The sequence below is a fragment of the Nocardioides seonyuensis genome, assembly GCF_004683965.1.
GTDB lineage: Bacteria > Actinomycetota > Actinomycetes > Propionibacteriales > Nocardioidaceae > Nocardioides > Nocardioides seonyuensis.
In genome coordinates this window covers 150,431-173,281 of the sequence record NZ_CP038436.1, presented here as the reverse complement: position 1 = coordinate 173,281, position 22,851 = coordinate 150,431, and the positions used below count along the sequence as shown (strand labels likewise).

At 70.7% G+C, this 22,851-nt stretch carries 24 protein-coding genes; 19 read left to right on the top strand and 5 right to left on the bottom strand.

What is annotated here, in order from left to right; genetic code table 11:
• Positions 1-172: 172 nt before the first annotated feature.
• The 7 genes from EXE58_RS00835 (at position 173) to rlmN (ending at position 5,267) form a co-directional block, all read left to right on the top strand.
• A complete protein-coding gene (locus tag EXE58_RS00835) occupies positions 173-805 on the top strand; it encodes a dihydrofolate reductase family protein (RefSeq protein WP_135266135.1) in 633 nt (210 codons plus the stop codon).
• A 113-nt stretch (positions 806-918) separates the two neighbouring features.
• Entirely contained in the window at positions 919-1,635 is a 717-nt protein-coding gene (gene pyrH / locus EXE58_RS00830) for a UMP kinase (RefSeq protein WP_135266134.1), read from the top strand.
• A gap of 64 nt (positions 1,636-1,699) precedes the next feature.
• The gene (gene frr / locus EXE58_RS00825) at positions 1,700-2,254 is read left to right on the top strand and encodes a ribosome recycling factor (protein WP_208544194.1); all 555 of its coding nucleotides are present in this window, start codon (positions 1,700-1,702) and stop codon (positions 2,252-2,254) included.
• Positions 2,255-2,272: 18 nt separating this feature from the next.
• A complete protein-coding gene (locus EXE58_RS00820; RefSeq protein ID WP_135266132.1) occupies positions 2,273-3,148 on the top strand; it encodes a phosphatidate cytidylyltransferase in 876 nt (291 codons plus the stop codon).
• Positions 3,149-3,152: 4 nt separating this feature from the next.
• Positions 3,153-3,725, top strand: coding sequence for a histidine phosphatase family protein (locus EXE58_RS00815; protein WP_135266131.1), 573 nt, complete (start codon positions 3,153-3,155; stop codon positions 3,723-3,725).
• Positions 3,726-3,735: 10 nt separating this feature from the next.
• Positions 3,736-4,098: a hypothetical protein gene (locus EXE58_RS00810; RefSeq protein ID WP_135266130.1), complete on the top strand. Its 363-nt coding sequence runs from the start codon at positions 3,736-3,738 to the stop codon at positions 4,096-4,098.
• Between the two features lie 41 nt (positions 4,099-4,139).
• A complete protein-coding gene (gene rlmN, locus EXE58_RS00805; RefSeq protein WP_135266129.1) occupies positions 4,140-5,267 on the top strand; it encodes a dual-specificity RNA methyltransferase RlmN in 1,128 nt (375 codons plus the stop codon).
• Positions 5,268-5,469: 202 nt separating this feature from the next.
• On the opposite strand, the gene EXE58_RS00800 is transcribed toward rlmN, so the two are convergent.
• A complete protein-coding gene (locus EXE58_RS00800) occupies positions 5,470-6,546 on the bottom strand; it encodes an LOG family protein (RefSeq protein WP_135266128.1) in 1,077 nt (358 codons plus the stop codon).
• A gap of 50 nt (positions 6,547-6,596) precedes the next feature.
• Positions 6,597-7,478 (bottom strand): serine protein kinase RIO, encoded by an 882-nt coding sequence (locus EXE58_RS00795; protein ID WP_244242364.1) that lies wholly within the window; start codon positions 7,476-7,478, stop codon positions 6,597-6,599.
• 152 nt (positions 7,479-7,630) lie between these two features.
• Here EXE58_RS00795 and EXE58_RS00790 point away from each other — a divergent pair, with 152 nt between their 5' ends.
• The 9 genes from EXE58_RS00790 to EXE58_RS00755 all read left to right on the top strand — a co-directional run bounded on the left by EXE58_RS00790 (position 7,631) and on the right by EXE58_RS00755 (position 15,534).
• Positions 7,631-9,043 carry a M1 family metallopeptidase gene (locus tag EXE58_RS00790; protein WP_135266126.1) on the top strand — a complete coding sequence of 471 codons (1,413 nt, stop codon included), beginning with the start codon at positions 7,631-7,633 and terminating at the stop codon, positions 9,041-9,043.
• 2 nt (positions 9,044-9,045) lie between these two features.
• Positions 9,046-9,576, top strand: a complete 531-nt coding sequence (locus EXE58_RS00785; RefSeq protein ID WP_135266125.1) for an AMP-binding protein — start codon at positions 9,046-9,048, stop codon at positions 9,574-9,576.
• A 64-nt stretch (positions 9,577-9,640) separates the two neighbouring features.
• A complete protein-coding gene (locus EXE58_RS19335) occupies positions 9,641-9,793 on the top strand; it encodes a hypothetical protein (RefSeq protein ID WP_167288593.1) in 153 nt (50 codons plus the stop codon).
• Between the two features lie 38 nt (positions 9,794-9,831).
• Complete coding sequence (dxr, locus tag EXE58_RS00780) at positions 9,832-10,935, top strand: 1-deoxy-D-xylulose-5-phosphate reductoisomerase (RefSeq protein ID WP_167288592.1); 1,104 nt, start codon at positions 9,832-9,834, stop codon at positions 10,933-10,935.
• A complete protein-coding gene (locus tag EXE58_RS00775) occupies positions 10,932-12,293 on the top strand; it encodes a M50 family metallopeptidase (RefSeq protein WP_135266124.1) in 1,362 nt (453 codons plus the stop codon). The genes dxr and EXE58_RS00775 overlap by 4 nt, the downstream gene beginning before the upstream one ends.
• 34 nt (positions 12,294-12,327) lie before the next feature.
• Positions 12,328-13,479 carry a flavodoxin-dependent (E)-4-hydroxy-3-methylbut-2-enyl-diphosphate synthase gene (ispG, locus tag EXE58_RS00770; RefSeq protein ID WP_135266123.1) on the top strand — a complete coding sequence of 384 codons (1,152 nt, stop codon included), beginning with the start codon at positions 12,328-12,330 and terminating at the stop codon, positions 13,477-13,479.
• Between the two features lie 15 nt (positions 13,480-13,494).
• Complete coding sequence (locus EXE58_RS00765) at positions 13,495-14,346, top strand: GNAT family N-acetyltransferase (protein WP_135266122.1); 852 nt, start codon at positions 13,495-13,497, stop codon at positions 14,344-14,346.
• A 100-nt stretch (positions 14,347-14,446) separates the two neighbouring features.
• On the top strand, positions 14,447-15,043 hold the full coding sequence (locus EXE58_RS00760; protein ID WP_167288590.1) for an RNA polymerase sigma factor: 597 nt from the start codon (positions 14,447-14,449) through the stop codon (positions 15,041-15,043).
• The gene (locus EXE58_RS00755; protein ID WP_135266120.1) at positions 15,040-15,534 is read left to right on the top strand and encodes a hypothetical protein; all 495 of its coding nucleotides are present in this window, start codon (positions 15,040-15,042) and stop codon (positions 15,532-15,534) included. The genes EXE58_RS00760 and EXE58_RS00755 overlap by 4 nt, the downstream gene beginning before the upstream one ends.
• Here the strand turns inward: EXE58_RS00755 and EXE58_RS00750 are convergent.
• Positions 15,525-16,793 (bottom strand): S8 family peptidase, encoded by a 1,269-nt coding sequence (locus EXE58_RS00750; protein WP_167288589.1) that lies wholly within the window; start codon positions 16,791-16,793, stop codon positions 15,525-15,527. The two genes, EXE58_RS00755 and EXE58_RS00750, sit on opposite strands and share 10 nt — an antisense overlap.
• Before the next feature lie 79 nt (positions 16,794-16,872).
• On the opposite strand from EXE58_RS00750, the gene EXE58_RS00745 reads away from it, so the two are divergent.
• From EXE58_RS00745 to EXE58_RS00735, 3 genes are read left to right on the top strand one after another with little or no spacing between them, the layout of a single operon-like run.
• Positions 16,873-19,464, top strand: a complete 2,592-nt coding sequence (locus EXE58_RS00745) for a CHAT domain-containing protein (RefSeq protein WP_167288588.1) — start codon at positions 16,873-16,875, stop codon at positions 19,462-19,464.
• 38 nt (positions 19,465-19,502) lie between these two features.
• The gene (locus EXE58_RS00740) at positions 19,503-19,859 is read left to right on the top strand and encodes a DoxX family protein (RefSeq protein WP_135266117.1); all 357 of its coding nucleotides are present in this window, start codon (positions 19,503-19,505) and stop codon (positions 19,857-19,859) included.
• A gap of 51 nt (positions 19,860-19,910) precedes the next feature.
• Positions 19,911-21,677: a proline--tRNA ligase gene (locus EXE58_RS00735; RefSeq protein WP_135266116.1), complete on the top strand. Its 1,767-nt coding sequence runs from the start codon at positions 19,911-19,913 to the stop codon at positions 21,675-21,677.
• 217 nt (positions 21,678-21,894) lie between these two features.
• On the opposite strand, the gene EXE58_RS00730 is transcribed toward EXE58_RS00735, so the two are convergent.
• Both EXE58_RS00730 and EXE58_RS00725 read right to left on the bottom strand, forming a co-directional pair.
• Positions 21,895-22,338 (bottom strand): DUF4439 domain-containing protein, encoded by a 444-nt coding sequence (locus EXE58_RS00730; protein WP_135266115.1) that lies wholly within the window; start codon positions 22,336-22,338, stop codon positions 21,895-21,897.
• A complete protein-coding gene (locus tag EXE58_RS00725; protein WP_135266114.1) occupies positions 22,335-22,847 on the bottom strand; it encodes a hypothetical protein in 513 nt (170 codons plus the stop codon). Before EXE58_RS00725 ends, EXE58_RS00730 begins: the two co-directional genes overlap by 4 nt.
• Between the last annotated feature and the right edge of the window lie 4 nt (positions 22,848-22,851).

The following is a 22,851-nucleotide window of genomic DNA, read 5'->3' as shown; positions in this document are numbered from 1 at the left end:
CCACCACGCCTGACAAGGGCGGTACGACGGCGACGTCGTACCGCCCTTGCGGCTTTCGTGGCCTGGTCGGCCTCCCAGGTGCGGGGGCGGGAGGTCGCGCGCCGCAGGTGGAGGCTGGCAGGCTGTCTCCGCGCGGATCGCACCAGGCGGCCACCTCACCAGGAGCGCACGGATGTCCCTGACCCGGGTGCACAACCTGTCCATCTCCCTCGACGGCTTCGCCACTGGCGAGCCCCAGTCCGCGGAGGCGCCGTTCGGGCACGCGGGCCAGCGGCTCCACGAGTGGATGTTCCGCACGCGGTTCTGGGACCAGGGCGGAACCACCGGGGTGGACGACGCCTTCGCCGAGCGCCACAGCGTGGGGATCGGCGCCGAGATCATGGGCGCCAACAAGTTCGGCCCCCCGGGCTGGCAGGACGACCCCGACTGGAAGGGCTGGTGGGGGACCGAGCCCCCGTTCCACACCCCGACGTTCGTGCTGACCCACCGTCCCCGTCCATCGATCGATCTGGAGGGAGGCACCACGTTCCACTTCCTCGACGCCAGTCCGGCAGACGCGCTCGAGGCGGCGCGCGAAGCCGCCAGCGGTCAGGACGTCCGGATAGGGGGCGGTGCCACCGTCGTGCGCGACTTCCTCGCCGCCGGGCTCGTCGACCAGATGCACGTGGTCCAGGTGCCGCTCGTGCTCGGCCGCGGCGTCCGCCTCTGGGACGGTCTCGAGGGCCTCGAGGACTCCTACGACGTCGAGGCGGTGTCCTCGCCCAGCGGCGTCGTCCATCTCACTTTCAGGCGCGCGCTCGCCTGAGCACCGGGGTCGTCCGTGGGGTCACCTGCCGGGAGCCACTCCGGCGTTCGCGCTGGGACGACTCGCCCCGGTAGGTTGCGCAGGACGATCGACCTTCTGCGGAAAGGCCTCACGTGGTGGCGTACAAGCGTGTCCTGCTCAAGCTCTCGGGAGAAGTGTTCGGAGGTGGTGAGGTCGGCCTCGACCTCGACGTCATCAACGCCACCGCGGCCGAGATCGCCGAGGTGGCCAAGTCGGGCGTGCAGATTGCGATCGTGGTCGGTGGTGGCAACTTCTTCCGGGGCGCCGAGCTGCAGCAACGAGGCATGGAGCGCGCGCGTGCCGACTACATGGGCATGCTGGGCACGGTGATGAACTGCCTGGCTCTCCAGGACTTCATCGAGAAGCACGGGGTGGAGACGCGGGTGCAGACCGCCATAGCGATGGGCCAGGTCGCCGAGCCCTACATCCCGCGGCGCGCGATCCGCCACATGGAGAAGGGGCGCGTGGTGATCTTCGGAGCGGGTGCGGGCATGCCGTTCTTCTCCACCGACACCGTCGCCGCGCAACGCGCCCTGGAGACCCGCTGCGAGGTCATCCTGATGGGCAAGCAGGGCGTCGACGGCGTCTACGACTCCGACCCCCACCTCAACCCTGCCGCCACGAAGTTCGACCGGCTCAGCTTCGACGAGTACCTCGCGCGGGACCTCAAGGTGGCCGACGCCACCGGGATCGCGATGGCTCGCGACAACAGGATGGACATGGTCTTCTTCAACCTCTCCACCCCCGGCACCATCGGCCGCGCTGTGCGGGGTGAGAAGATTGGCACGCTGGTGAGCAGCGAGGCCTGACCTGGCGCACTCCGCGCCCGCAGCACCCAGATCGAGACGACCCCGAGAAGGTGGAGAAGCCGTGATCAACGAGATCCTCAACGATGCCGACGCGAAGATGAACAAGTCGGTCGAAGCGACCCGTGAGGAGTTCGCCACCATCCGAGCGGGTCGGGCCAACCCGAGCATGTTCTCCAAGATCGTGGCCGACTACTACGGCACGCCCACGCCGCTGCAGTCGCTGGCCTCGTTCACGTCCCAGGACGCCCGCACGATCCTGATCCAGCCCTTCGACATCGGGGCCATGAGCGCGATCGAGAAGGCGGTGCGTGACTCCGACCTGGGCGTCAACCCCGCCAACGACGGCAAGGTGCTGCGCTGTGTGTTCCCCGAGCTGACCGAGGAGCGCCGCAAGGAGTACATCAAGATCGCCAGGGGCAAGGCCGAGGACGGCCGCGTCTCCGTGCGCAACGTGCGCCGCACGGCCAAGCAGGGGCTGGAGAAGCTCGAGAAGGACGGCGACGTCGGCAAGGACGACGTGACCGGTGCCGAGAAGAAGCTCGACTCCCTCACCAAGAAGCACACCGACGCGATCGACGAGATGCTCAAGAACAAGGAAGCCGAGCTGCTCGAGGTCTGAGACCGGCGAGCCTGCGACATGACGAACCCCTCTGCAGCACCCCCGAAGGACCACGGCCGCGCCGGCCGGGACCTGCCGGCTGCCATCACGTCTGCCGTCGTGCTGGTGGGGCTGATCCTGCTCTCGCTGCTGTTCTGGAAGACCGCCTTCATGGCCATCGTGGCCGTGGCCGTGGTCGTGGCGGTGTGGGAGCTCCACCGGGGCCTGTCCGCCCAGGGGATCGACATCCCTGAGCAGCCCCTCATGGTCGGCGGCGCCGCCATGGTGGTGCTCGCCTACTTCTGGGGGCCGCCGGCCCTGGTCACCGCCACGGCCGTCACGTCGCTGATCCTCATGCTGTGGCTGCTGCGGCGAGGGGTCGACGGATACGTCAGGAACGCCACGGCAGCGGTCTTCACGCTGGTCTACGTGCCCTTCCTCGCATCGTTCGTGGCGCTGCTCCTCGCCGAGGGTGGCACCACCCCGGGTCTCGGGTTCGACCCGCACGACATCGGCATGCGTGGCGTGGTCACCTTCATCACGATGACGGTCGCCTCCGACATCGGGGGGTACGCCGCAGGGGTGCTCTTCGGCAAGCACCCCATGGCCCCGGTGATCTCGCCCAAGAAGTCGTGGGAGGGGTTCGCCGGCTCCCTGGTCACCTGTGTCGCCGTGGGCATCGGCCTCGTCGTCTGGCTCCTCGACGGTGACTGGTGGATCGGGATCCTCCTGGGTCTCATCGCCGTGGTGATGGCCACGCTCGGCGACTTGTGCGAGTCGGTCATGAAGCGCGACCTCGGCATCAAGGACATGAGCCAGATCATCCCGGGGCACGGCGGGCTCATGGACCGGCTGGACTCCCTGCTGGCCACAGTCGCCCCGATCTGGCTCGTGCTCCACTACCTGGTGTTCTGAGCGCGTGACCCTGCACCTCGTCCGCCACGGCCGTCCCTCCGTCGTACCCGGTGTGCCGGCTGCCGAGTGGAACCTCGACCTGGCGACCTACGACGACGTCTGGGCACTGCGGGACCGGCTGCCGCGCCGTGCGGCGTGGTACTGCTCGCCCGAGCCCAAGGCGGTGGAGACCGCCCAGCTGCTCACCGATGCCGACGTCGGCATCGTCGAGGACCTGCGCGAGCACGAACGCGGTGGGGAGTGGTTCGACGACTTCCCGGCTGTGGTGCGACGGGCATTCGCCGAGCCGGAAGTCCCCGCCGTGCGGTCCTGGGAGCCCTTGGTCGCCTGCCGCACTCGCGTCGTGGCCGCAGTACGACGCATCCTCGCGGTCCACGGCTCGGATGACCTCGTCCTCGTAGGACACGGGACTGCCTGGACGCTCGTCGTCGCCGAGCTCACCGGCTCGGAACCGGACCTCCACGCCTGGGCGGCACTCGGGATGCCGGATGTCTGGACGGTCTCGGGTCCTGACAACCTCTCGGGAAGCTCATCGCAGCGGCGAGGTGCGGAAGACCGCCCGGACGCTCGCCCCTAGGATGAAGGCCATGAGCGCGCCGGAGTCTGTCGAGGTCCGCGACGAGGAGCACGCACGCGCCCGTCCCTTCGAGTGGTGGCACCACAGCCACCCCACCTTCGCGGCGCTCACGGGTTTCTTCAGCGGCATGCTCTTCGTGACGGCGGTGCCGGGCGGGTTCGCGGCGCTGCTGCGCCTGCTGTTCAGCTACGACCGGGCCGAGAAGCTCTTCCCGTGGGTCGCGGTGTTCCTGGTGGTGCCGATCGTCCTGCTCGCCAGGCGCAAGACCCGGCGCTTCGGCCAGTACATGGCGCTCGGCATGCTCCTGACGGCGCTGGTGGTCGGGGGCGTGGCGTCCCTGGTGCTCTACTTCATGGTGCGCGCCGACGCCTGAGAATCGCCGTTGGCGCCGAGGGGTGGGAGAATCGTCGCCTCATGTCTGATGCTCCGAAGCAACTGCCCCTCGTCCTCGCCGAGCCGCGCGGCCGCAAGAAGCCGCCGCGACACCTTGCCGACCTCGACGAGGACGGCCGCAAGGACCTGCTCACCGAGATGGGCCTGCCGGGCTTCCGTGCCAAGCAGCTCTCCACCCACTACTTCGGCCGCCTCGTCGATGACCCGGCGGAGATGACCGACCTGCCGGCCGGTCAGCGCGACGAGCTGGTGTCTGCGCTCCTCCCCGAGCTGATGACCCCGCTGCGCACCATGGAGGCCGACAAGGGGACCACGCGCAAGACGCTGTGGAAGCTCTTCGACGGCGCCCTGGTCGAGTCGGTGCTGATGCGCTATCCCGACCGCGCGACGGTGTGCGTGTCGAGCCAGGCCGGCTGCGGCATGGCGTGCCCGTTCTGCGCCACCGGCCAGGGCGGCCTGCAACGCAACATGTCGACCGCCGAGATCGTGGAGCAGGTCGTGGCCGGCGCCCGGTCGATGGCACGCGGCGAGGTCCCCGGCGGGCCCGGCCGGGTCTCCAACGTGGTCTTCATGGGAATGGGCGAACCGTTGGCCAACTACAACGCGGTGATCGGCGCCGTACGCCGTCTCACCGATCCCTCGCCGGCCGGTCTCGGGATGAGTGCCCGCGGCGTCACGGTCTCGACCGTGGGCCTCGTGCCGCGCATCAAGCAGCTCACCGAGGAGGGCATCCCGGTGACGCTCGCCCTGAGCCTCCACGCCCCCGACGACGAGCTGCGCAACGAGCTGGTGCCGATCAACACCCGCTTCTCCGTCGACGAGACCGTCGACGCTGCCTGGGGCTACGCCGAGAAGACCAAGCGGCGGGTCTCGATCGAGTACGCCATGATGCGCGGCATCAACGACCAGGCCTGGCGCGCCGACCTGCTCGGCGACGTCCTGCGCGCCCGGGGCGACTGGGGATGGGTCCACGTCAACCTGATCCCGCTCAACCCGACCCCGGGCTCGAAGTGGACCGCGAGCGACCCGAAGGACGAGCGCGAGTTCGTGCGCCGGCTCGAGGCCAAGGGGATCCCCACGACAGTCCGCGACACCCGCGGGCGGGAGATCGACGGGGCGTGCGGCCAGCTGGCCGCGACCGAGGCGTGAGGCCCGTCCGGGACGGGCAGGCGCGCCTGCTCCTCGCCATCATCGGCACGGACGGTTCGGGGAAGACCACGGCGGCGATAAGCGGTCGTCCGCTCGCTGCGGTCGAACGGTCACCGGGCTACCGAACAGTCAGGGGGCCTGGCCGGCGAACTGACCCCCGGACTGGTCGGTAACTCCGGTCGCTCGGTGCGCAGGTCGGCACTCACGAGAACAGGGCGACCGCCTCGTCCACGCTGTCGACGAGGTGGACGTGCGACTCCATCGCACGGTCCCTGGCGAGGGTGTGGAGGAGGGGCCACGCAGGCACCGTCTCGGTCCAGTGCGTGCGGCCGACGAGGACCATCGGGGCGATCGAGGCCGGATCGGCGTAGTAGTTCTCGCACGCGTCCTGGAAGACCTCCTGCACCGTGCCCGCGGCGCCCGGCAGGAAGACGATCCCTGCGTTGCACACCTGCAGCAGGATCGCCTCCCGCGTGGCGTTCTTGAAGTACTTCGCGATCGCGGTGGCGAACGGGTTGGGCGGCTCGTGCCCGTAGTGCCAGGTCGGGATCCCGAGGGTGTCGGTGCCCGTGCGGGCGTCGACCAGAGCCAGGGCTGCTCTCGCCCACGCACCGACGTCGGGCTCGAAGGAGGGTACGGCGGCCACGGCGGCGAGGGCGTCAGTGAGCGTGGCCGCCGACTCGCCGGACAGCCAGGCACCCAGGTTGGCCGCCTCCATGGCACCGGGCCCACCCCCGGTGGCGACGGTGAGGCGCGAGCCGAGGGCGTGCCCCAGCCGCGCGGCGTCGTCGTACCCGGCCGAGCCCCGGGCCAGGGCATGACCGCCCATGACCCCGACGATCGAGCGGCCGTCCACCCAGGCCGTGAGCGCGCCGTCCAGGGCATGGTCGTGCAGTGCCATCGCCAGCTCGTCGTCGGTCTCCACGGCCCCTTGGGACCAAGCGTAGGCGCGTGCGTCGAGGGTGTCCCGGTAGTGCTCGGCGTCGTAGAGCTCGCGTGGGGAGTAGAGCCTCGCGCGGTAGGGGTCCACCGGGGTGTCCGGGATCTTCGGCAGCACGACAGCCCCGGCTCGTCGTACGACCTCGCCGTCCCCGGGCGCGAAGGTGCAACCGAGGAACAGCGCCTGCGCCACCGAGCGCTCCTGGAGCGCCTTGCCGTGATGTGTGAGGTCGAGCCCGATCAGTCGCCAGCCCGCGAGCGAGCGAGCGCCGGCCGCGAGGTGTCGGTCGAGGTCGGCCAGGGAGGTGATGTCGACGACGCGTCCACGGTTGCTCTTCACGCTGATGACATTAGGGGGCGGCTCCAGGAGCACTCGTGACAGCGCGAACCTCAGAACGCGTGCGCCATCAGGTCCGCGAACAGCACGTGCTCGTCGACCTCCAGACCGCGCGCACGGAACCAGGTCGCCATGTTGGTGCAGTCGCGCAGCAGGAAGTCCATGCCCTGGGGGTTGCCCACGAGGTCGACCACCTGGGGCAGGTCGATGATCACGAGCCGGTCACCTGCCGCGAGGGTGTTGTACGGCGACAGGTCACCGTGGACGAGCCCCGCCTGGACCAGCGTGGCCATGCAGTCACGCAGCTGCTCGAGATAGCCCTCCAGCACCTGCCGGGACGGTCGGGTCTGCGCCAGTCGCGGTGCGGTGTCCCCGTCGTGGGTGATCCACTCCATCATGATCTCGGTGCCGTCGATCTGGACCGGGTAGGGGACCGGCAGGCCGAGCTCCCAGCAGCGCCTGAGCGCGGACCACTCGGAGGCCGCCCACTCGCCGGCGGCCACCACCTGGCCCCAGGTCGACTTGCGCTTGAGCGCACGGTTGTCGCGCGAGCGCTTCATCGAGCGCCCCTCGGTGTAGGCGGCAGCCCGGTGGAAGGAGCGGTGGTCGGTGTCGCGGTAGCGCTTGGCGGCCATCACGACGCCTGCCTCGGGATGCTGGGGGTCGGCTCGATCGACGAGGAACACGTCGGCCTCCTTGCCCGTCTTGAGGACGCCGAGGTCGGTGTCGACGGCGCCGCTGGACGTCACGACCCAGTCCGGGCGCGGCTCGGGGCCCCGCATGAGGGCCTCGAGGTCGTCCCAGCGCGACCAGCGCTGGTGGGGCGGGAGATCGTCGGAGTAGGAGGTGAAGTCGAAGACGAACCGCTCGTCGATGCCGTCGAGGGGGTCGTGGTGGTCAGGAGTGAGGAACTCCTGGGGAAATTCGCGGGTCAAGGGTGCTCCGTGGGGATGAGAGGTGGTCGGCGGGCAGGCCGAGGACAGTGATCGACATGTCGCGGCTCCTCTCTGGCACGGATGGGGCGAGACCATTGTGGGCTCCGGTGGAACGTGTCGCCACGGGTTTTCCCAGCGGCTAGATTGCGTGGGTGAAGCACCGACGCATCTCTCGCGCCCTCGCGGCGGCAGCAGTGGGGGTCGCCCTGCTGGCCGCCCCGGGGCAGGCGCACGCGCCCGCGGATGGCGCCGGGGGCGTCGGAGACTCCTACTGGCCGCTCGACGGCAACGGCGGCATCGACGTGCAGTCCTACCTGATCCGTGACCGCTACGACTTCGACACCCGTCGGCTCGAGGGCAGCACGGTGATCAGGCTGCGGACCACCCAGGAGCTCAGCAGCTTCTCCCTGGACTTCCTGCTCCCGGTCAAGCAGGTGTGGGTCGACGGCGTCAGGACACCACACTCCCAGTCGCAGCGCCACGAGCTGCGCATCACCCCTGCCGCCGGGCTGCCCGCGGGATCCCTGCACCGAGTGCTCGTGCACTATGCCGGCAAGCCCGACACCGAGCGCTATGCCGGCGAACGCAACTGGCTCGCAAACCGCCACGAGGTCGTGACGATGAACGAGCCTCACATGGCGCCGTGGTGGTTCCCCGTCAACGACCACCCCTCCGACAAGGCGTTGGTCACCATGGAGATCACGGTGCCCCGAGGCAAGCAGGTCGTCGGCAACGGTCGCCTCGACTGGCGTCGCTCCCGGGGCGAGACCACGACGTGGCGCTGGAGCGCCGCCGAGCCGATGGCGCCCTACCTCGCGTTCTTCGCGGCCGGCGACTTCACCATCGCCAAGGGCTCGCACGACGGGTTGCCGTGGCTGGTCGCGGTGTCGCGGCGCCTCCACCCAGCCGACCAGCGCGCCTCGATGAAGCTGATGCGACGCACTCCGCAGGTGATCGACCGGCTCGAGGACGACCTCGGCCCATACCCCTTCTCCGTCACCGGCGGCCTGACCACGTCGCTCCAGCCGGGCTTCGCGCTGGAGAACCAGACGCGGCCGATCTATCCGGCCGTGGGGGCCGGAGCCGTCTGGCTCGTCGTGCACGAGCTCGCCCACCAGTGGTTCGGCGACCACGTGGCCGTGGCGCGCTGGCGCGACATCTGGATCAACGAGGGTTTCGCCACCTTCATGGAGTGGCGGTGGGAGGAGCGCACCGGCGGCCGCACCGGCGCCGAGATCCTGGAGTCCGCGCACGCGGCCACCCCGGCCAGCTCGACCTTCTGGTCCGTCACGGTGGGGGACCCGGGGCCGGACAACCTGTTCTCCGGCGCGGTCTACGACCGCGGTGCGATGACCCTCCAGGCCCTGCGCAACCGCGTGGGCGACGAGGTCTTCTGGAGGCTGCTGCGCACCTGGATCGCCGAGCAGGGCGGTGGCAACGCCACCTCGGAGGAGTTCGAGGAGCTGGCCGCCCGCATCAGCGGCCAGGACCTGACGGGGTTCTTCGCTGCGTGGCTCCGGACCCCGGCGAAGCCCGCCTCGACCAGCGCCAACGGACTCGGTTGAGCATGCCCGAGTCGCGCAGTGCCGTGCACAACGCCTGCTTCCGTGCCCTGGACATGCACGTCGTCCGTGGCGGCGCCGACGACCCTGCGCTGGTGCACGAGCGCGCCGACGGCAGCAGGCACACGATGACCTACGCCGAGCTCCTGACCGAGGTCGCCGCCCTCGGGGGAGTGCTGCGTGCCTTCGGCGTCGCGCCGGACGACACGGTGGGCATCGACCTCCCCGAGACGCCCGACGCGGTGATCGCGGTGCTCGCCTGTGCCCGGATCGGGGCCCGGCACGTCGAGGGCACCGCCCCCGGGACCCCCGTCGTCCTCAGGTGCTCCGAGGAGTCCGGCACCGTGGTGGCCGCGGACGGCCAGGAGCTTGCGTGGGACGTGGCGATGCGAGCCGGTCGTACCGACCCGGCGGCCGTGGTCGAGGTGCTCGCGGACGGCCCGGGATCCCTGCCCGCGCAGGACTCTCAACTCTTCGAACCGCTGCTCGAGGGGGCGACGATCGTCCTCCAGGAGGCAGGGCCGACCGAGCGATGAAGCCGGGAGGACGCAGGTGACATCCATTTCGCGGGACGACCTCGTGGCGCCTAGACTCCCGTACATGGGCGAGACGATCTCGAGGAAGCCGACGCTGGCACAGCGCCGCCCCCAGCAGATCCCGGCCGACGAGATCGGTGAGCAGCACCGCCCCGAGGTCAGCGCCGACGAGATGCAGCAGATCCTCCTCGCTCTGATGGAGCAGCAGACGCGCTGAGGTTCGTGCTCGCAGTCGCGTCCTGACACACTTGGGCGGTGACTGCGCGCGACATCGTGATCCTCGGCTCGACCGGCTCGATCGGGACGCAGGCCCTCGACCTCGTGCGTGCCAACCCCGATCGGTTCCGCGTGGTCGGGCTGACGGCCGGCGGCTCCAACCCCGGCCTCTTCGACTCCCAGGTCGCGGAGTTCGCCCCGGCCTTCTCCGGTCTGGGCGAGGAGGCCTCCATCGAGGCAGCGAGCCTCGGGTGCGACGTCGTGCTCAACGGCATCACCGGGGCGGTGGGTCTGCGCCCGACGCTGGCGGCGCTCAAGGCCGGCACCACGCTGGCGCTGGCCAACAAGGAGTCCCTCATCATCGGCGGTCCCCTGGTCAAGGACCTGGCCCGGCCCGGGCAGATCGTCCCCGTCGACTCCGAGCACAGCGCCATCGCGCAGAGCCTGCGGGCCGGCTCTGCCGCTGAGGTACGACGTCTCGTCCTCACCGCCTCCGGTGGGCCGTTCCGGGGCCGCAGCAGTGGTGAGCTCGCGGCGGTGTCGCCCCAGGAGGCCCTCGCCCATCCCAACTTCGCCATGGGCAAGGTCATCACCACCAACTCCGCGACGCTCGTCAACAAGGGCCTCGAGGTGATCGAGGCCCACCTGCTCTTCGACGTCCCGTTCGACCGGATCGACGTGGTCGTCCACCCCCAGCAGCTGATCCACTCGATGGTCGAGTTCGTCGACGGTGCCGTGGTGGCGCAGCTCGGGCTGCCGACCATGCTGGTGCCGATCTCGCTCGGCATGGGGTGGCCGGACCGGGTGCCCGACGCGGAGACCCCCATCGACTGGACGAAGGCAGCCGACTGGCGCTTCGAGCCCCTCGACGACGAGGTGTTCCCCGCGGTGCGCCTCGCCCGCGAGGCAGGAGAGCGCGGGGGGACGGCCCCTGCGGTCTACAACGCGTCCAACGAGGTGTGCGTCGAGGCCTTCCACGACGGCCGCCTCGACTTCCCCGGGATCGTCGCGACGATCGCCGACGTGCTGACCAGTCACGGCGTAGGCTCCGTTGAGCACCTCTCCGTGGACACCGTCCTGGCCGCAGACGCCTGGGCGCGCGCAGAGGCCGCCCGACTCATCGACAAGGACCTTCCGGCATGACCGCGCTCCTCTACACGCTCGGCGTGCTGGCGTTCGTGCTGGCGATCCTGGTCTCGATCGGTCTCCACGAGCTCGGCCACCTGGTCCCGGCGAAGAAGTTCGGCGCCAAGGTCCCGCAGTGGTTCATCGGCTTCGGGCCCACGGTGTGGAGCAGGCAGATCGGTGAGACCGAGTACGGCGTCAAGGCGATCCCGCTCGGCGGCTACGTGAAGATCGTCGGCATGCTCCCGCCAGGGGCCGAGGAGCTGGTGGAGGAGACCACCTACGACGAGGACGGCGAGCCGGTCCACCGGGTGCGCCGCTCCAACACCGGCATGTTCACCCAGCTCATCTCCGACGCGCGTGCGGCGGAGTGGGAGTACGTCAAGGAGCACGACGCCGACAAGCTCTTCTACCGCCTGCCGTGGTGGCAGAAGGTGATCGTGATGGCGGGTGGTCCGACCGTCAACATCACCATCGCGTTCCTCATCTTCCTCGGGATCTTCGCCACCGTCGGCATCAAGACCCAGGAAGCGGTCCCGGGGCAGCCGGTGGTCGACTACGTCGCCGACTGCGTCGTACCCGCCTCGGAGAGCGGTCGCGAGTGCACCGAGGACGACCCGGTCGCCCCGGCGCGCGCCTCGGGGATCAGGGTCGGCGACCGGATCGTCTCGCTCAACGGCACGGAGATCGAGGAGTGGTCGCAGCTCCAGGAGCTGATCCGCGCCAACGACGACGGCCGCGCGGTCATCGGCCTGGTGCGCGACGGCAAGCCCACGGAGGTGACGACCAACACCACGGTGACGGCCCGCCCCACCTCCGCCGACGACGCCACCCTGCGCCAGGTCGGGTTCCTCGGGGTGTCCCCGCGCACGCGCATCGTGACCGAGACCGGCGGCGTCCTCTTCACCCTGGAGCAGATGGGCCACATGACGGTCGACACCGTCCAGGCCCTCGGCACCCTGCCGCTCAAGGTCTACGACGTCGGCCAGGCCATCCTGGGCCTCGAGGAGCGGGCGATCGACAGCCCGGTGAGCATTGTCGGCGGCGGCAGGTTCGCGGGTGAGGCGGCGTCCGACACGTCCGTCGACGTCACCGACCGGCTGCTCTTCCTCCTGACCCTGATCGCCTCCTTCAACTTCTTCATCGGGATGTTCAACTTCGTCCCGCTTCTCCCGCTGGACGGTGGCCACATCGCCGGGGCGCTGTTCGAGGCCCTGCGTCGCGGCCTGGCCCGACTGTTCGGACGGCCTGATCCCGGGCACGTCGACGTGGCCAAGCTGCTGCCGGTGGCCTATGTCGTCGGGCTCGCGATGCTGGTGATGGGGGTCGTGCTGATCCTGGGCGACCTGATCGTGCCGCTCCACCTCGCCGGCTGACGCAGCCGCTGCGGCCCGCCCCTAGGATTGCGGCATGACCTCCGTCGGCCTCGGCATGCCCGCACTTCCTCCGCCCGTCCTGGCCCCGCGCCGGGCGACACGCCAGATCAAGGTCGGTTCGGTCGGGGTGGGGAGCGAGAGCCCGATCTCGGTCCAGTCGATGACCACGACCCTCACCTCCGACGTCAACGCCACGCTCCAGCAAATCGCCGAGCTGACCGCGACAGGGTGCGACATCGTGCGGGTGGCGTGCCCGAGCCAGGACGACGCGGACGCGCTGCCCGAGATCGCGCAGCACTCGCAGATCCCTGTGATCGCCGACATCCACTTCCAGCCCAAGTACGTCTTCGCGGCCATCGACGCCGGCTGCGCTGCCGTACGCGTCAATCCCGGCAACATCCGCAAGTTCGACGACCAGGTGAAGGAGATCGCCCGGGCCGCCAAGGACCGCGGGACCTCCATCCGGATCGGCGTCAACGCCGGATCGCTCGACAAGCGGCTCCTGGAGAAGTACGGCAAGGCCACGCCCGAGGCGCTGGTCGAGAGCGCGGTGTGGGAGGCGAGCCTCTTCGAGGAGCACGGCTTCCACGACTTCAAGATCTCGGTCAAGCACAACGACCCGGTCGTCATGGTGCGCGCCTACGAGCTGCTCGCAGCGGCCGGCGACTGGCCGCTGCACCTCGGGGTGACCGAAGCAGGTCCGGCCTTCCAGGGCACGATCAAGTCGGCGGTCGCGTTCGGCCACCTGCTCAGCCAGGGCATCGGCGACACCATCCGGGTCTCGCTCAGTGCCCCGCCGGTCGAGGAGGTCAAGGTCGGCCTCCAGATCCTGGAGTCGTTGAACCTCAAGCCTCGTCGCCTCGAGATCGTCTCCTGCCCCTCGTGCGGTCGCGCCCAGGTCGACGTCTACAAGCTCGCCGAGGAGGTCACCGCCGGTCTCGACGGTCTCGAGGTGCCGCTCAGGGTGGCGGTCATGGGCTGTGTCGTCAACGGGCCGGGGGAGGCCCGCGAGGCCGACCTCGGGGTCGCCTCCGGCAACGGCAAGGGTCAGATCTTCGTCAAGGGCGAGGTGATCAAGACCGTGCCGGAGTCGCAGATCGTCGAGACCCTCATCGAGGAGGCCTTGCGTCTCGCCGAGGGGATGGAGCCGATCGAGGGCAGCGAGCCCGTCGTGAGCATCACCTGAGGTTAGGCTCGCTGCGTGCTGAGGACCCGTGAGCAGGTGCGCGTCCTGGGCCCGGCCGACCGGGACCAGTTCCTCGCCCTCGCCAACCTCGACCCGGTGGTCAACGTCTTCGCCGACCATCGCGCACGGCTCACGAGCCTCGACGAGCGCTGGCTCGGGGGACAGGTCTGGGGGCGGTTCGAGGGGGACGACCTCGTCGCTGCCTGCCACATGGCCGCCAACCTGGTGCCCGTCCAGTGCACCCCCCATGACATGCGTGCCTTCGCCGAGCCGGCGTTGCAGCGTCGTCGGAGCACCGGCACCATCGTGGGACCGCAGGAGGCCGTCGTGGCCCTGTGGGAGGCCGTGGGCAGCCGTTGGGGCGTGCCTCGCGAGGAGCGCTGGAACCAGCCCCACCTGGAGATCGCGCAGCCTCCGCTGGTCCCGCCCGCGCCGGACGTGCGCGTGACGGCTCCCTCCGACATGGGGCGGCTCTACCCGGCCTGCGTCGCGATGTACACCGAGGAGGTGGGGGTCACGCCCGAGACCGAGGGCGGCGGCGCCGACCTCTACCGAGCCCGCGTCCAGCAGCTCATCAGCAAGGGCTGGTCGTTCGCGAGCTTCGACGACCAGGGTGTCGTGTTCAAGGCCGAGGTCGCCTGTGTCTCGCCCCATGCCGCCCAGGTGCAGGGCGTGTGGGTGCGCCCGGACCGCAGGGGAGAGGGCCTGGCGGGTCCGGGGATGGCGGCCGTGGTGCACCAGGTGATCGCCGGCGGGATCGCGCCCGTCGTCTCGCTGTACGTCAACGAGTGGAACACCGCGGCCCGGGCGGCCTACGGCAGGGTCGGGTTCGTCCAGACCGCGACGCTGTCCACCCTGATGTTCTGACCCGCCTCGTGCTGGTCTGGACCACTGGGGGCGGTTTCAAGGCCGACGTATCAGGAGAGGTGCTGCCCACTCCTGAGATGGCATGGGGACAATGGTGGTCATGACGGAGCACCGTGGAGTCGCTGGGGGGCGACTCGAGGAGTCACCGTGGGACGCAGCCAAGGGGGCGTTCTCGGCATGGCGTCAGGGGGACGCGGCAGCCGTGGACGAGCTCGTCCGGGTGATGACTCCCGTGCTCTGGCACGTGGTGCGGTCCTACGGGCACGACCGGCAGACGTCTGAGGACATCGTCCAGACGACGTGGTTGGGATTCGTCCGGTCGCACCAGACCATCGTGGAACCGGGGGCCGTCGCCGCCTGGCTGATCACCTCAGCCAGGCGCGACGCGGCCCGCCACCTCGGACACGCCCGTCGTTCGCAGCCGGTCGAGGGCGAAGCGCTCGCCACATGGCTGCCCGACGTCGACTCCGCCGAGGCGCTGGCCGTCCTCGACGACGAGGGCTCACGCCTGTGGAAGGCGGTGTCCGGCCTGGACGAGCGCTGTCGCAGGCTCGTCAGCGTCATCGCCTTCCTCGACAGACCCGACTACGCCTCGCTGGGGCGGGAGCTCGACATGCCCGTGGGCAGCATCGGGCCGACCCGGGCCAGGTGCCTGGACAAGCTGCGCGCCGCACTGGCGAAGGAGGGTCGGCCATGACCACCGGAGATGACCGGGTGCTCGCTGACGTGCGCAGGATGTGGCACGAGGTCGACCCGCCCCCGACGGACCTCGTCGAGCGGATGATCGCTGCCGTTGCCTCCGCCGACCTCGACCTCGACATCGAGCTGGAGCTGATGCAGCTGGTGCGCGACTCGGCCACCGAGGCGCCGGCCGGCGTCAGGGGAGGCGCCACCGTCCGGGTGCTCCACTTCGCAGGGCTGCACGGATGGGTCCTGGAGACCGAGATCGACGCCGATCGGGTGCGGGGCCAGCTGCTCGACTTCCCGGGCGACCTGGCCTCCGTCGAGGTCGTCGTCGAGACGGCGGAGGGTGGCGAGTGGACGACCCGGCTCGACGAGGTGGGCTTCTTCGTGCTCGACACGAGGGTCGCCGGGTCTGTCAGGTTCGGCGTCCGCCACGAGGACTCGGGCTCGATCAGCAGCTGGGTGCGGCTCCAGGGATCGAGGAGCGCGCCCGGTCAGGAGTAGGGCGGGCCCAGCACCTGGATCGGACCCACCCCGGGGTCGGAGTCGTAGACCGACCGCGCCAGCACGGCGTCGGCCGCGTCACGGGCACTCGACCCGTTCAGGGAGATCTCCAGGGCTATCAGCCCCGCCACCACCGGAGCCGCGAACGACGTGCCGCTCCACCGCGCCATCCCGGTGCTGAACACTCGGACGTCGTCCTTGTCCGGGGTCTCCCGGCACACGAAGGTGCCGTCCGGGAAGGCGTTGACCAGGTTGCGGCCCAGGGCATAGACGTCTGCGGACACGCCGAAGTTGGAGTACGCCGACACGCGCCCGTCGCGATCGAGGGAACCGACGCCGACGGCCCAGTCGAAGGCGGCCGGCCAGAAGGGCGCCGACGTGGAGTCGTTCCCCGCAGCCGCCACGAGAACGCAGTCGCGTCTGCGCAGCCGTGTGGTGTGGAAGACATCGAGCGCGATCGGCGGTAGGTCCTGTCGCGTGCGACAGCCGGCGGAGAGGTTGATGACCCGGGGCTCGTGCTTGAGAGCCTCCTCGAGCTGGATCACCAGGTCGGACTCCAGGACACCACCTCCACCGAGACCGTCGACGGCGAACCCCTCGACGAAGATCGAGGTGCGCGGAGCGATGCACCGCACCACCCCGGCGATGAAGGTGCCGTGGCCGGCGTACTGACGCAGGTCGGGGCCGTTGTGCTCGTCGTCACCCTCGACTCCCTTCAGCCAAGGGGTGCGGAGGTCACTGCCCGCCGGTGGGTGCCATCCGGTGTCGACGACGACGACGCTCACCTCGTCGCCCCGCTCCTGCCAGGAGTCGGCCGGCCATGGCTTGGTGAGTCCGGTCTCCAGGGGCTCGATGGCGGGGCACAGGCTCCCTCCTTGCGGGGAGACGTGGACCCAGTGGTCGGGGGAGACACGTCCGGGTGTGAGCGCCCCCTCTGACTCGAGCAGGTCGAGCACCTCCGCCACGCTCTCGCCGCGCGCCCGGGGCGGCAGCGTGTAGCGAAGCAGCGCGCCGTCGAGCAGCGCTGCCTCGCGTTGCGGGGCGTCCTTGAGCAAACCGTCGATCCGGGAGACCGCCTCCTCGAACTCATCGGCATGCTCGGCTCGCACCAGCACCCGATCGGGGTGGTAGAGGAAGGTGAAGTCGGCGGGGGCCTCGGTGTCCCACGCCACCGCGCCGTCGTTGGCTCTCCGGAACTGCCGCAGCTGGTCGGTGGTACGTCGCCGCTGGTCACTGCCGATCTTCCAATCGCCTGCCATGTGCCCGACGCTAGCGCTGCCCCGCTTCGCTGGACAGGGAATCGGCACGGCTCGCCGGGGGATCGGCAAGGATGGGATCGTGGACCGGGATGACGCGGAGGAGCTGCTGCGCACCCTGTTCGCCGACCCGGCAGGGGCGCGAAGGCGCGCCGAGACGGTCCTGGCGACCACCGACGACGCCGCGGTGGCGTCGCTGGCACACCAGACGATCGGCATCGTCCTGCGTGACCTGGGCGAGACCGACGCATCGTTGGAGCAGCTGCGCGAGGCGCTGCGGCTGGCCAAGTCCACGGGCGAGTCCGAGCGGGTCGCCGACGTACGGGCGACGTGGGGTGCGTCGCTGGCAACCGCGGGTCGCACCAGCGAGGGGCTCGTCCAGCTGGACCGTGCCATCGAGGAGCTGGACGGAGTCCGACGCGCGACGGTGCTGGTCCGCCGGGCGTGGGTGCTGAGCGTCCTGCTGTCAAGGTTCGAGGAGAGCGTCCTCGACCTGCGTCGCGCGGGGCAGGTCTTCGCAGAGGTCGGAGACCCGGTGTGGGAGGCACGGGCGCTCAACCTCGAGGGCTATGCCCGAGCAGGACTCGGAGACCTCGCTGCGGCCGGGCGGGCCTTCGAGGCCTCCGGTGCGCTCCACGAGGAGCTGGGCAACGCCTTCGACCTCGCGGGCACCATCCACAACCTGGGCTTCGTGGCCTTCCTCGCCGGAGACCTGCCCCTGGCCTTCAGCCGGTACGCCGATGCTGCCGCGCGGCTCGAGGGGATCGGCGTCACCAGCCCCGACCTGGCCGTCGACCGTTGTGTCGCCTACCTCGCCGGTGGTCTGGCCGCCGACGCCCTCGACGTGGTCCACCAGGCGCTGACGGGCCGTCCCGTGCAGGCTCGCGAGCGAGCGGACCTGCTGGTGGCCCTCGCCGAGGCCGCGCTCGCGTCCGGAGACCTGGCTCGCGCTTGCGAGAGCGCCGACGAGGCGGCCCGGATGCTGCGCTCCCAGGGCCGCCGCGTCCGGGGTCTGCGCGCGCTGCTGCTGTCGATCTGGGCACGCGCCGAGGACGAGCAACCTCCGGGGCCGCTTCTCGTGCGAGTGGAGGCACTCGTCGACGAGGCTCGCGGCGAGCGTGCCCCCGAGCTCGTGCAGGCACTCCTGCTGGGTGCCCGACTCGCCTCGCGTGTTCGCTCGGCACGTGCGGCGGGCTTGGCGGACGCGTGGCTGGCCGAGGCCGCCGAGCATCGACACTCCGCTGTGCCCACGACCCGGGCGCTCGGTTGGCTGGCCCTCGCGCGACGTCGGGAGCGCGCCGGGAACAGCACGGGGGTGCTGAGGGCGTGCGGCCGCGGTCTCCAGGCACTCGACGACCACCAGGCGTCCCTGGGGAGCCACGAGCTCCGGGCGTTGGTGTCAGGTCAGGGGGCAGAGCTCGCTGCACTGGCGACCCGCACGGCGCTGGACTCCCGCCGCCCACGGAGCCTGCTGCGATGGGCCGAGCGGTGGCGTGCCACCGCGCTCACCCTGCCGCCAGCCACCCAGGACCACGACGCGGCCACCGGTGCTGACCTGGCCGCCCTGCGTGCGCACCACCGGCGGCTGGCCCAGGCCCGGGCAGAAGGAGAGTCCACCGAGCGCCTGGAGCAACGGACCCCCAGGCTCGAACGAGCCGTCCGTGAACGGTTGATCCAGGAGCGAGGAACCGGGACCACGTCGTCGTACTTCTCCGCGGATGCCTTGCTCGCTGCCCTGGCACAGGACGATGCGGTGCTGTTGGAGCTGCTCGAGGTCGAGGGCCACCTGCACGTGCTCGTCGCCGGGCACGGCCGGGTCCGCCAGCATGCCGTCGGTGGGGCGAGTGCTGCCCGTGCCGCGGTGGACTTCGCCCGGTTCGCCCTCCGGCAGACAGTCCGCGGCGCCAGCAGCTCGCGCCTGGAGATGGCAGGGGCCCGGCTCGAGAGAGCGCTGCTGGGTCCAGCCGTGCGCGAGCTCCGCGCCGATCGGGTGGTGGTGTGTGCTCCGAGCACTCTCCAGGACGTGCCCTGGGGACTGCTGCCAGCCCTGGCACGACGGGCTTTCACCACCACGCCGTCGGCTCGACTCTGGCTGCGGGCCCGTGGGGCCCAGGGGCCACAGGACGCCCGGCGCGTGTTCCTCGTCGGACCTGGGCTGGCCTCGGGTGGAGCCGAGGTGCCGGTGGTGGCATCCCAGGACGACCGAGCCAGGATCCTGACCGGTTCGGGGGCGACGGTCGAGGCATCTCTGGCCGCGCTGGAGGGCGCAGACCTGGTGCACGTGGCCGCTCACGGCCACTTCCGGAGCGACAGTCCTCTCTTCTCCTCGCTCGACATGGCCGACGGCCCGTTGGTGGTGCACGACCTGCAACGGCTGCGTCGCCCTCCGCACCGGGTGGTGCTCTCCGCCTGCGAGTCCGGCGTGATGCAGCCGGTGGGTGCCCATGAGCTCCTCGGGCTGGCGTCGGCGCTGCTGTCGATGGGCACTGCCGGAGTGGTCTCGAGCCTCGCGGAGGTCGACGATGCCGCCACCGTGGAAGTGATGGTCGCCCTCCACCGCGGGCTGCGCGAGGGCTCCGGCCTCGGTGAGGCGTTGCTGGCGGCTCGTGACCAGGCTGCGCGGGAGCCCGTGCTGGCTGCCACCGCCGCGTCCTTCACCGTGCTCGGCGCCTGACCCGGACGCCCCTGGCGCGTGCCGCTACCCTCCAGCGCATGCACAAGGACGTCACCGCCCTGGCAGGGCTCTTCACGGTCTCCGGCACGGTCCACCTGGTGAGGCCGGAGACGTTCGAGCCGATCATGCCGGCAGTCGTCCCGGCCCACCGCGAGGTGATCCTGGCCAGCGGGGTGGCCGAGCTGCTCTGTGCCGCGGGCCTCCTCCACCCCCGCACCCGCAGGGCCGCAGGGTGGGCCAGTGCGGCCCTGCTCCTGGCCGTCTATCCCGCCAACCTCAAGATGGCGGCCGACCTCAAGGACAGTCGCCGTACCGGCCTGAAGACCGCGGCGTTCGCCCGTCTGCCCCTCCAGATCCCGATGGTCAGGGCAGCCCTGCGCGCTGCGCGAGGCTGACGCGGGGGAACACCGTCGCCGCTGCCGCCGCGGTCGCCGTACCCTCTCCCCATGATCTTGCGGATGTCCTCCCTGTTCGTGCGCACGCTGCGTGACGACCCCAACGACGCCGAGGTCCCCAGCCACCGGCTGCTGGTCCGGGCGGGCTACATCCGTCGCAACGCGCCGGGCATCTACACCTGGCTGCCGCTGGGGCTGCGCGTGCTGCGGCGCATCGAGAACGTCATCCGCGAGGAGATGGACGCCATCGGCGCGCAGGAGCTGTCGTTCCCGGCGCTGCTGCCCCGCGAGCCCTACGAGGCGACGAACCGGTGGACCGAGTACGGCGACAACATCTTCCGGCTCCAGGACCGCAAGGGCGGCGACTACCTCCTCGGCCCGACCCACGAGGAGATGTTCACCCTCCTGGTGAAGGACCTCTACTCCTCCTACAAGGACCTGCCGCTCTCGATCTACCAGATCCAGACGAAGTACCGCGACGAGGCACGCCCGCGCGCCGGGCTGCTGCGCGGGCGCGAGTTCATCATGAAGGACTCCTACTCCTTCGACGTCGACGACGCCGGGCTGGACGCGTCGTACGCCTCGCACCGCGAGGCCTACATCCGCATCTTCGACAAGCTCGGCTTCGAGTACGTCATCGTGCGCGCGCACGCGGGCGCGATGGGAGGCTCCAAGTCGGAGGAGTTCCTCGCCAAGGCCGCGGTCGGTGAGGACACCTACGTCACCTGTCCCGCCTGCGGGTTCGCCGCCAACGTCGAGGCCGTGGAGACGCCGTCGCCGGCGCCGGTGCCCTACGACGACGCGCCCGACGCACACGTGGAGGACACGCCCGACACGCCCACCATCGACTCCCTGGTCCAGCTGCTCAACGGCTCGTTCCCTCGCGAGGACCGTCCGTGGGCGGCCGAGGACACGCTGAAGAACGTGCTGATGGTTGTCACGCAGCTCGACGGCACCAGCGAGCCGCTGGCGATCGGCGTCCCCGGCGATCGTGAGGTGGACCCCAAGCGGCTCGAGGCGACGCTCTACCCCGCGGAGTTCCGGCCGTTCAACGAGGAGGACTTCGCGAAGTACCCCGACCTCGTGAAGGGCTACATCGGTCCCGGCGTTCTCGGGGAGAAGGGCTCGTCCGGCATCCGCTTCCTCGTCGACCCGCGGATCGTGGAGGGGACGCGCTGGGTGACCGGCGCCAACGAGCCCGGTCGCCACGTGCTCGACCTCACCGTCGGCCGCGACTTCACCCCCGACGGAACGATCGAGGCCGCGGAGGTGCGAGCGGGCGACCCGTGCCCGCGCGGAGACGGCATCCTCGAGGCCGCGCGCGGCATCGAGATGGGCCACATCTTCCAGCTGGGCCGCAAGTTCGCCGACGCGCTGGGGCTTCAGGTCCTCGACGAGAACGGCAAGCTCGTCACCGTCACCATGGGGTCCTACGGCATCGGGCCCTCGCGCGCCGTCGCCGCGATCGCGGAGGGCACCCTCGACGAGATCGGGCTGTGCTGGCCCCGCAACGTGGCCCCCGCCGACGTCCACATCGTCGCCGCCGGCAAGGACGAGGCCGTCTTCGCGGCGGCCGCCGAGCTCGCCGAGGCGCTGTCGCAGCAGGGCCTCGACGTGCTGTACGACGACAGGGCCGGCAAGGTGAGCCCCGGGGTGAAGTTCAAGGATGCCGAGCTGATCGGCGTCCCGACGATCGTGACGGTCGGCCGCGGGCTTGCTGACGGCACCGTCGAGGTCCGCGACCGGGCCAGCGGTGAGAGGCAGGAGGTGGCGGTCGGGGAGGCCGCCGGGCACCTGGTCGGGATCGTCCGCGGCTGACTCGCGGCACCCCACTTCTGCAGGTTTGTGTGTTGCAAGAACATGCACCTCGATAACACTTGGCCTTCGCCTCGATCCGTTGCATGATTTTGCACGTGGCCAGGTTCCCCCACAGGCCGGGCCACACGGGTGATGCTGACCAACCCCCAAGGTGGTCCGCGTCCGTGCTTGGGAAGGGTCTCGGGGCTTTCCCAAGCACGTTGACGCGGGCCACCGTTCAGTTTCCGGCCCGTGCCTCCAGCTCGGGCGCTCCGGGCCACGTCGAGGGATCCTCACCCAGGGCGACATGCCACGTGGCCGACCACACCAGCTCTGCGGCCGCCCACCGACGGACCGCGGCCGTGGTCTGGGCCACCAACGCGGCCATCACCTCGGCGCTGGTCCGCTCGAGGTCCGCTGCAGCCGACCTGACCCCGGCCGCGGACCCCAGGCCCGCCGGGCTCTCGTAGGCCACCTCGGCGGGCACCGGCTCGGCCCCGACGTCTCGTAGGAAGGTCCGCAGCCGGTCGCGACGTGCGCGGTGACGGCGGTAGGCGGCGGTGATGGCGGCGAACAGCTCCGGCTCGGCGGAGGCAGAGGTGCGCGCACCCAGGACGCCGTGGACGTAGAGCGCAGCGTGCTCGGCCCGGAGGGCGTCCTGCATGGCCGACGCCGGCGTCACGATGCGCGCCCGGCATTGGCGTCGAGCGCGGCGAGGTGCTGCGAGGACGAGGCGCTGAGGCTGGCCAGGACCCGGGCGAGGTCTCCGCTGGAGGCGTCCACGCACGCCTCGATCGCGGTGCGCTGCAGCGTGGCCTCCGACCTGCGGACAGCGCGGAGCGCGGCTGCACGCCCGTCAGGAGGATCGGCCAGAGCCGGCGAGTCCGAGGCAGCATCGGGTGCTGCCTCGGCGAGGAGAGTGCGGTGAGCGGCGTGGGCGGTCGCGAGGAGCTCGAGCGGGCGCGCCAGGACTGGGGCGGCGACCGCAGCAGCTGCGATGACCGACTCCGCCCGCACGACCTCCGCAAGAACTGAAGCCACCAGCTCGCTGTCGGCGTCCCGGGGTGGCGTGCTCGGCGCGGTCGACGGCTCCTCGGCAGGAGATCCGACGTCGCACGCGGCAGCACCTGCGGGGACCAGGAGGACCGTCGTGATCGTGGTCCGTCGGGAGAGGGGGAGAGGTGCACGCACCGCG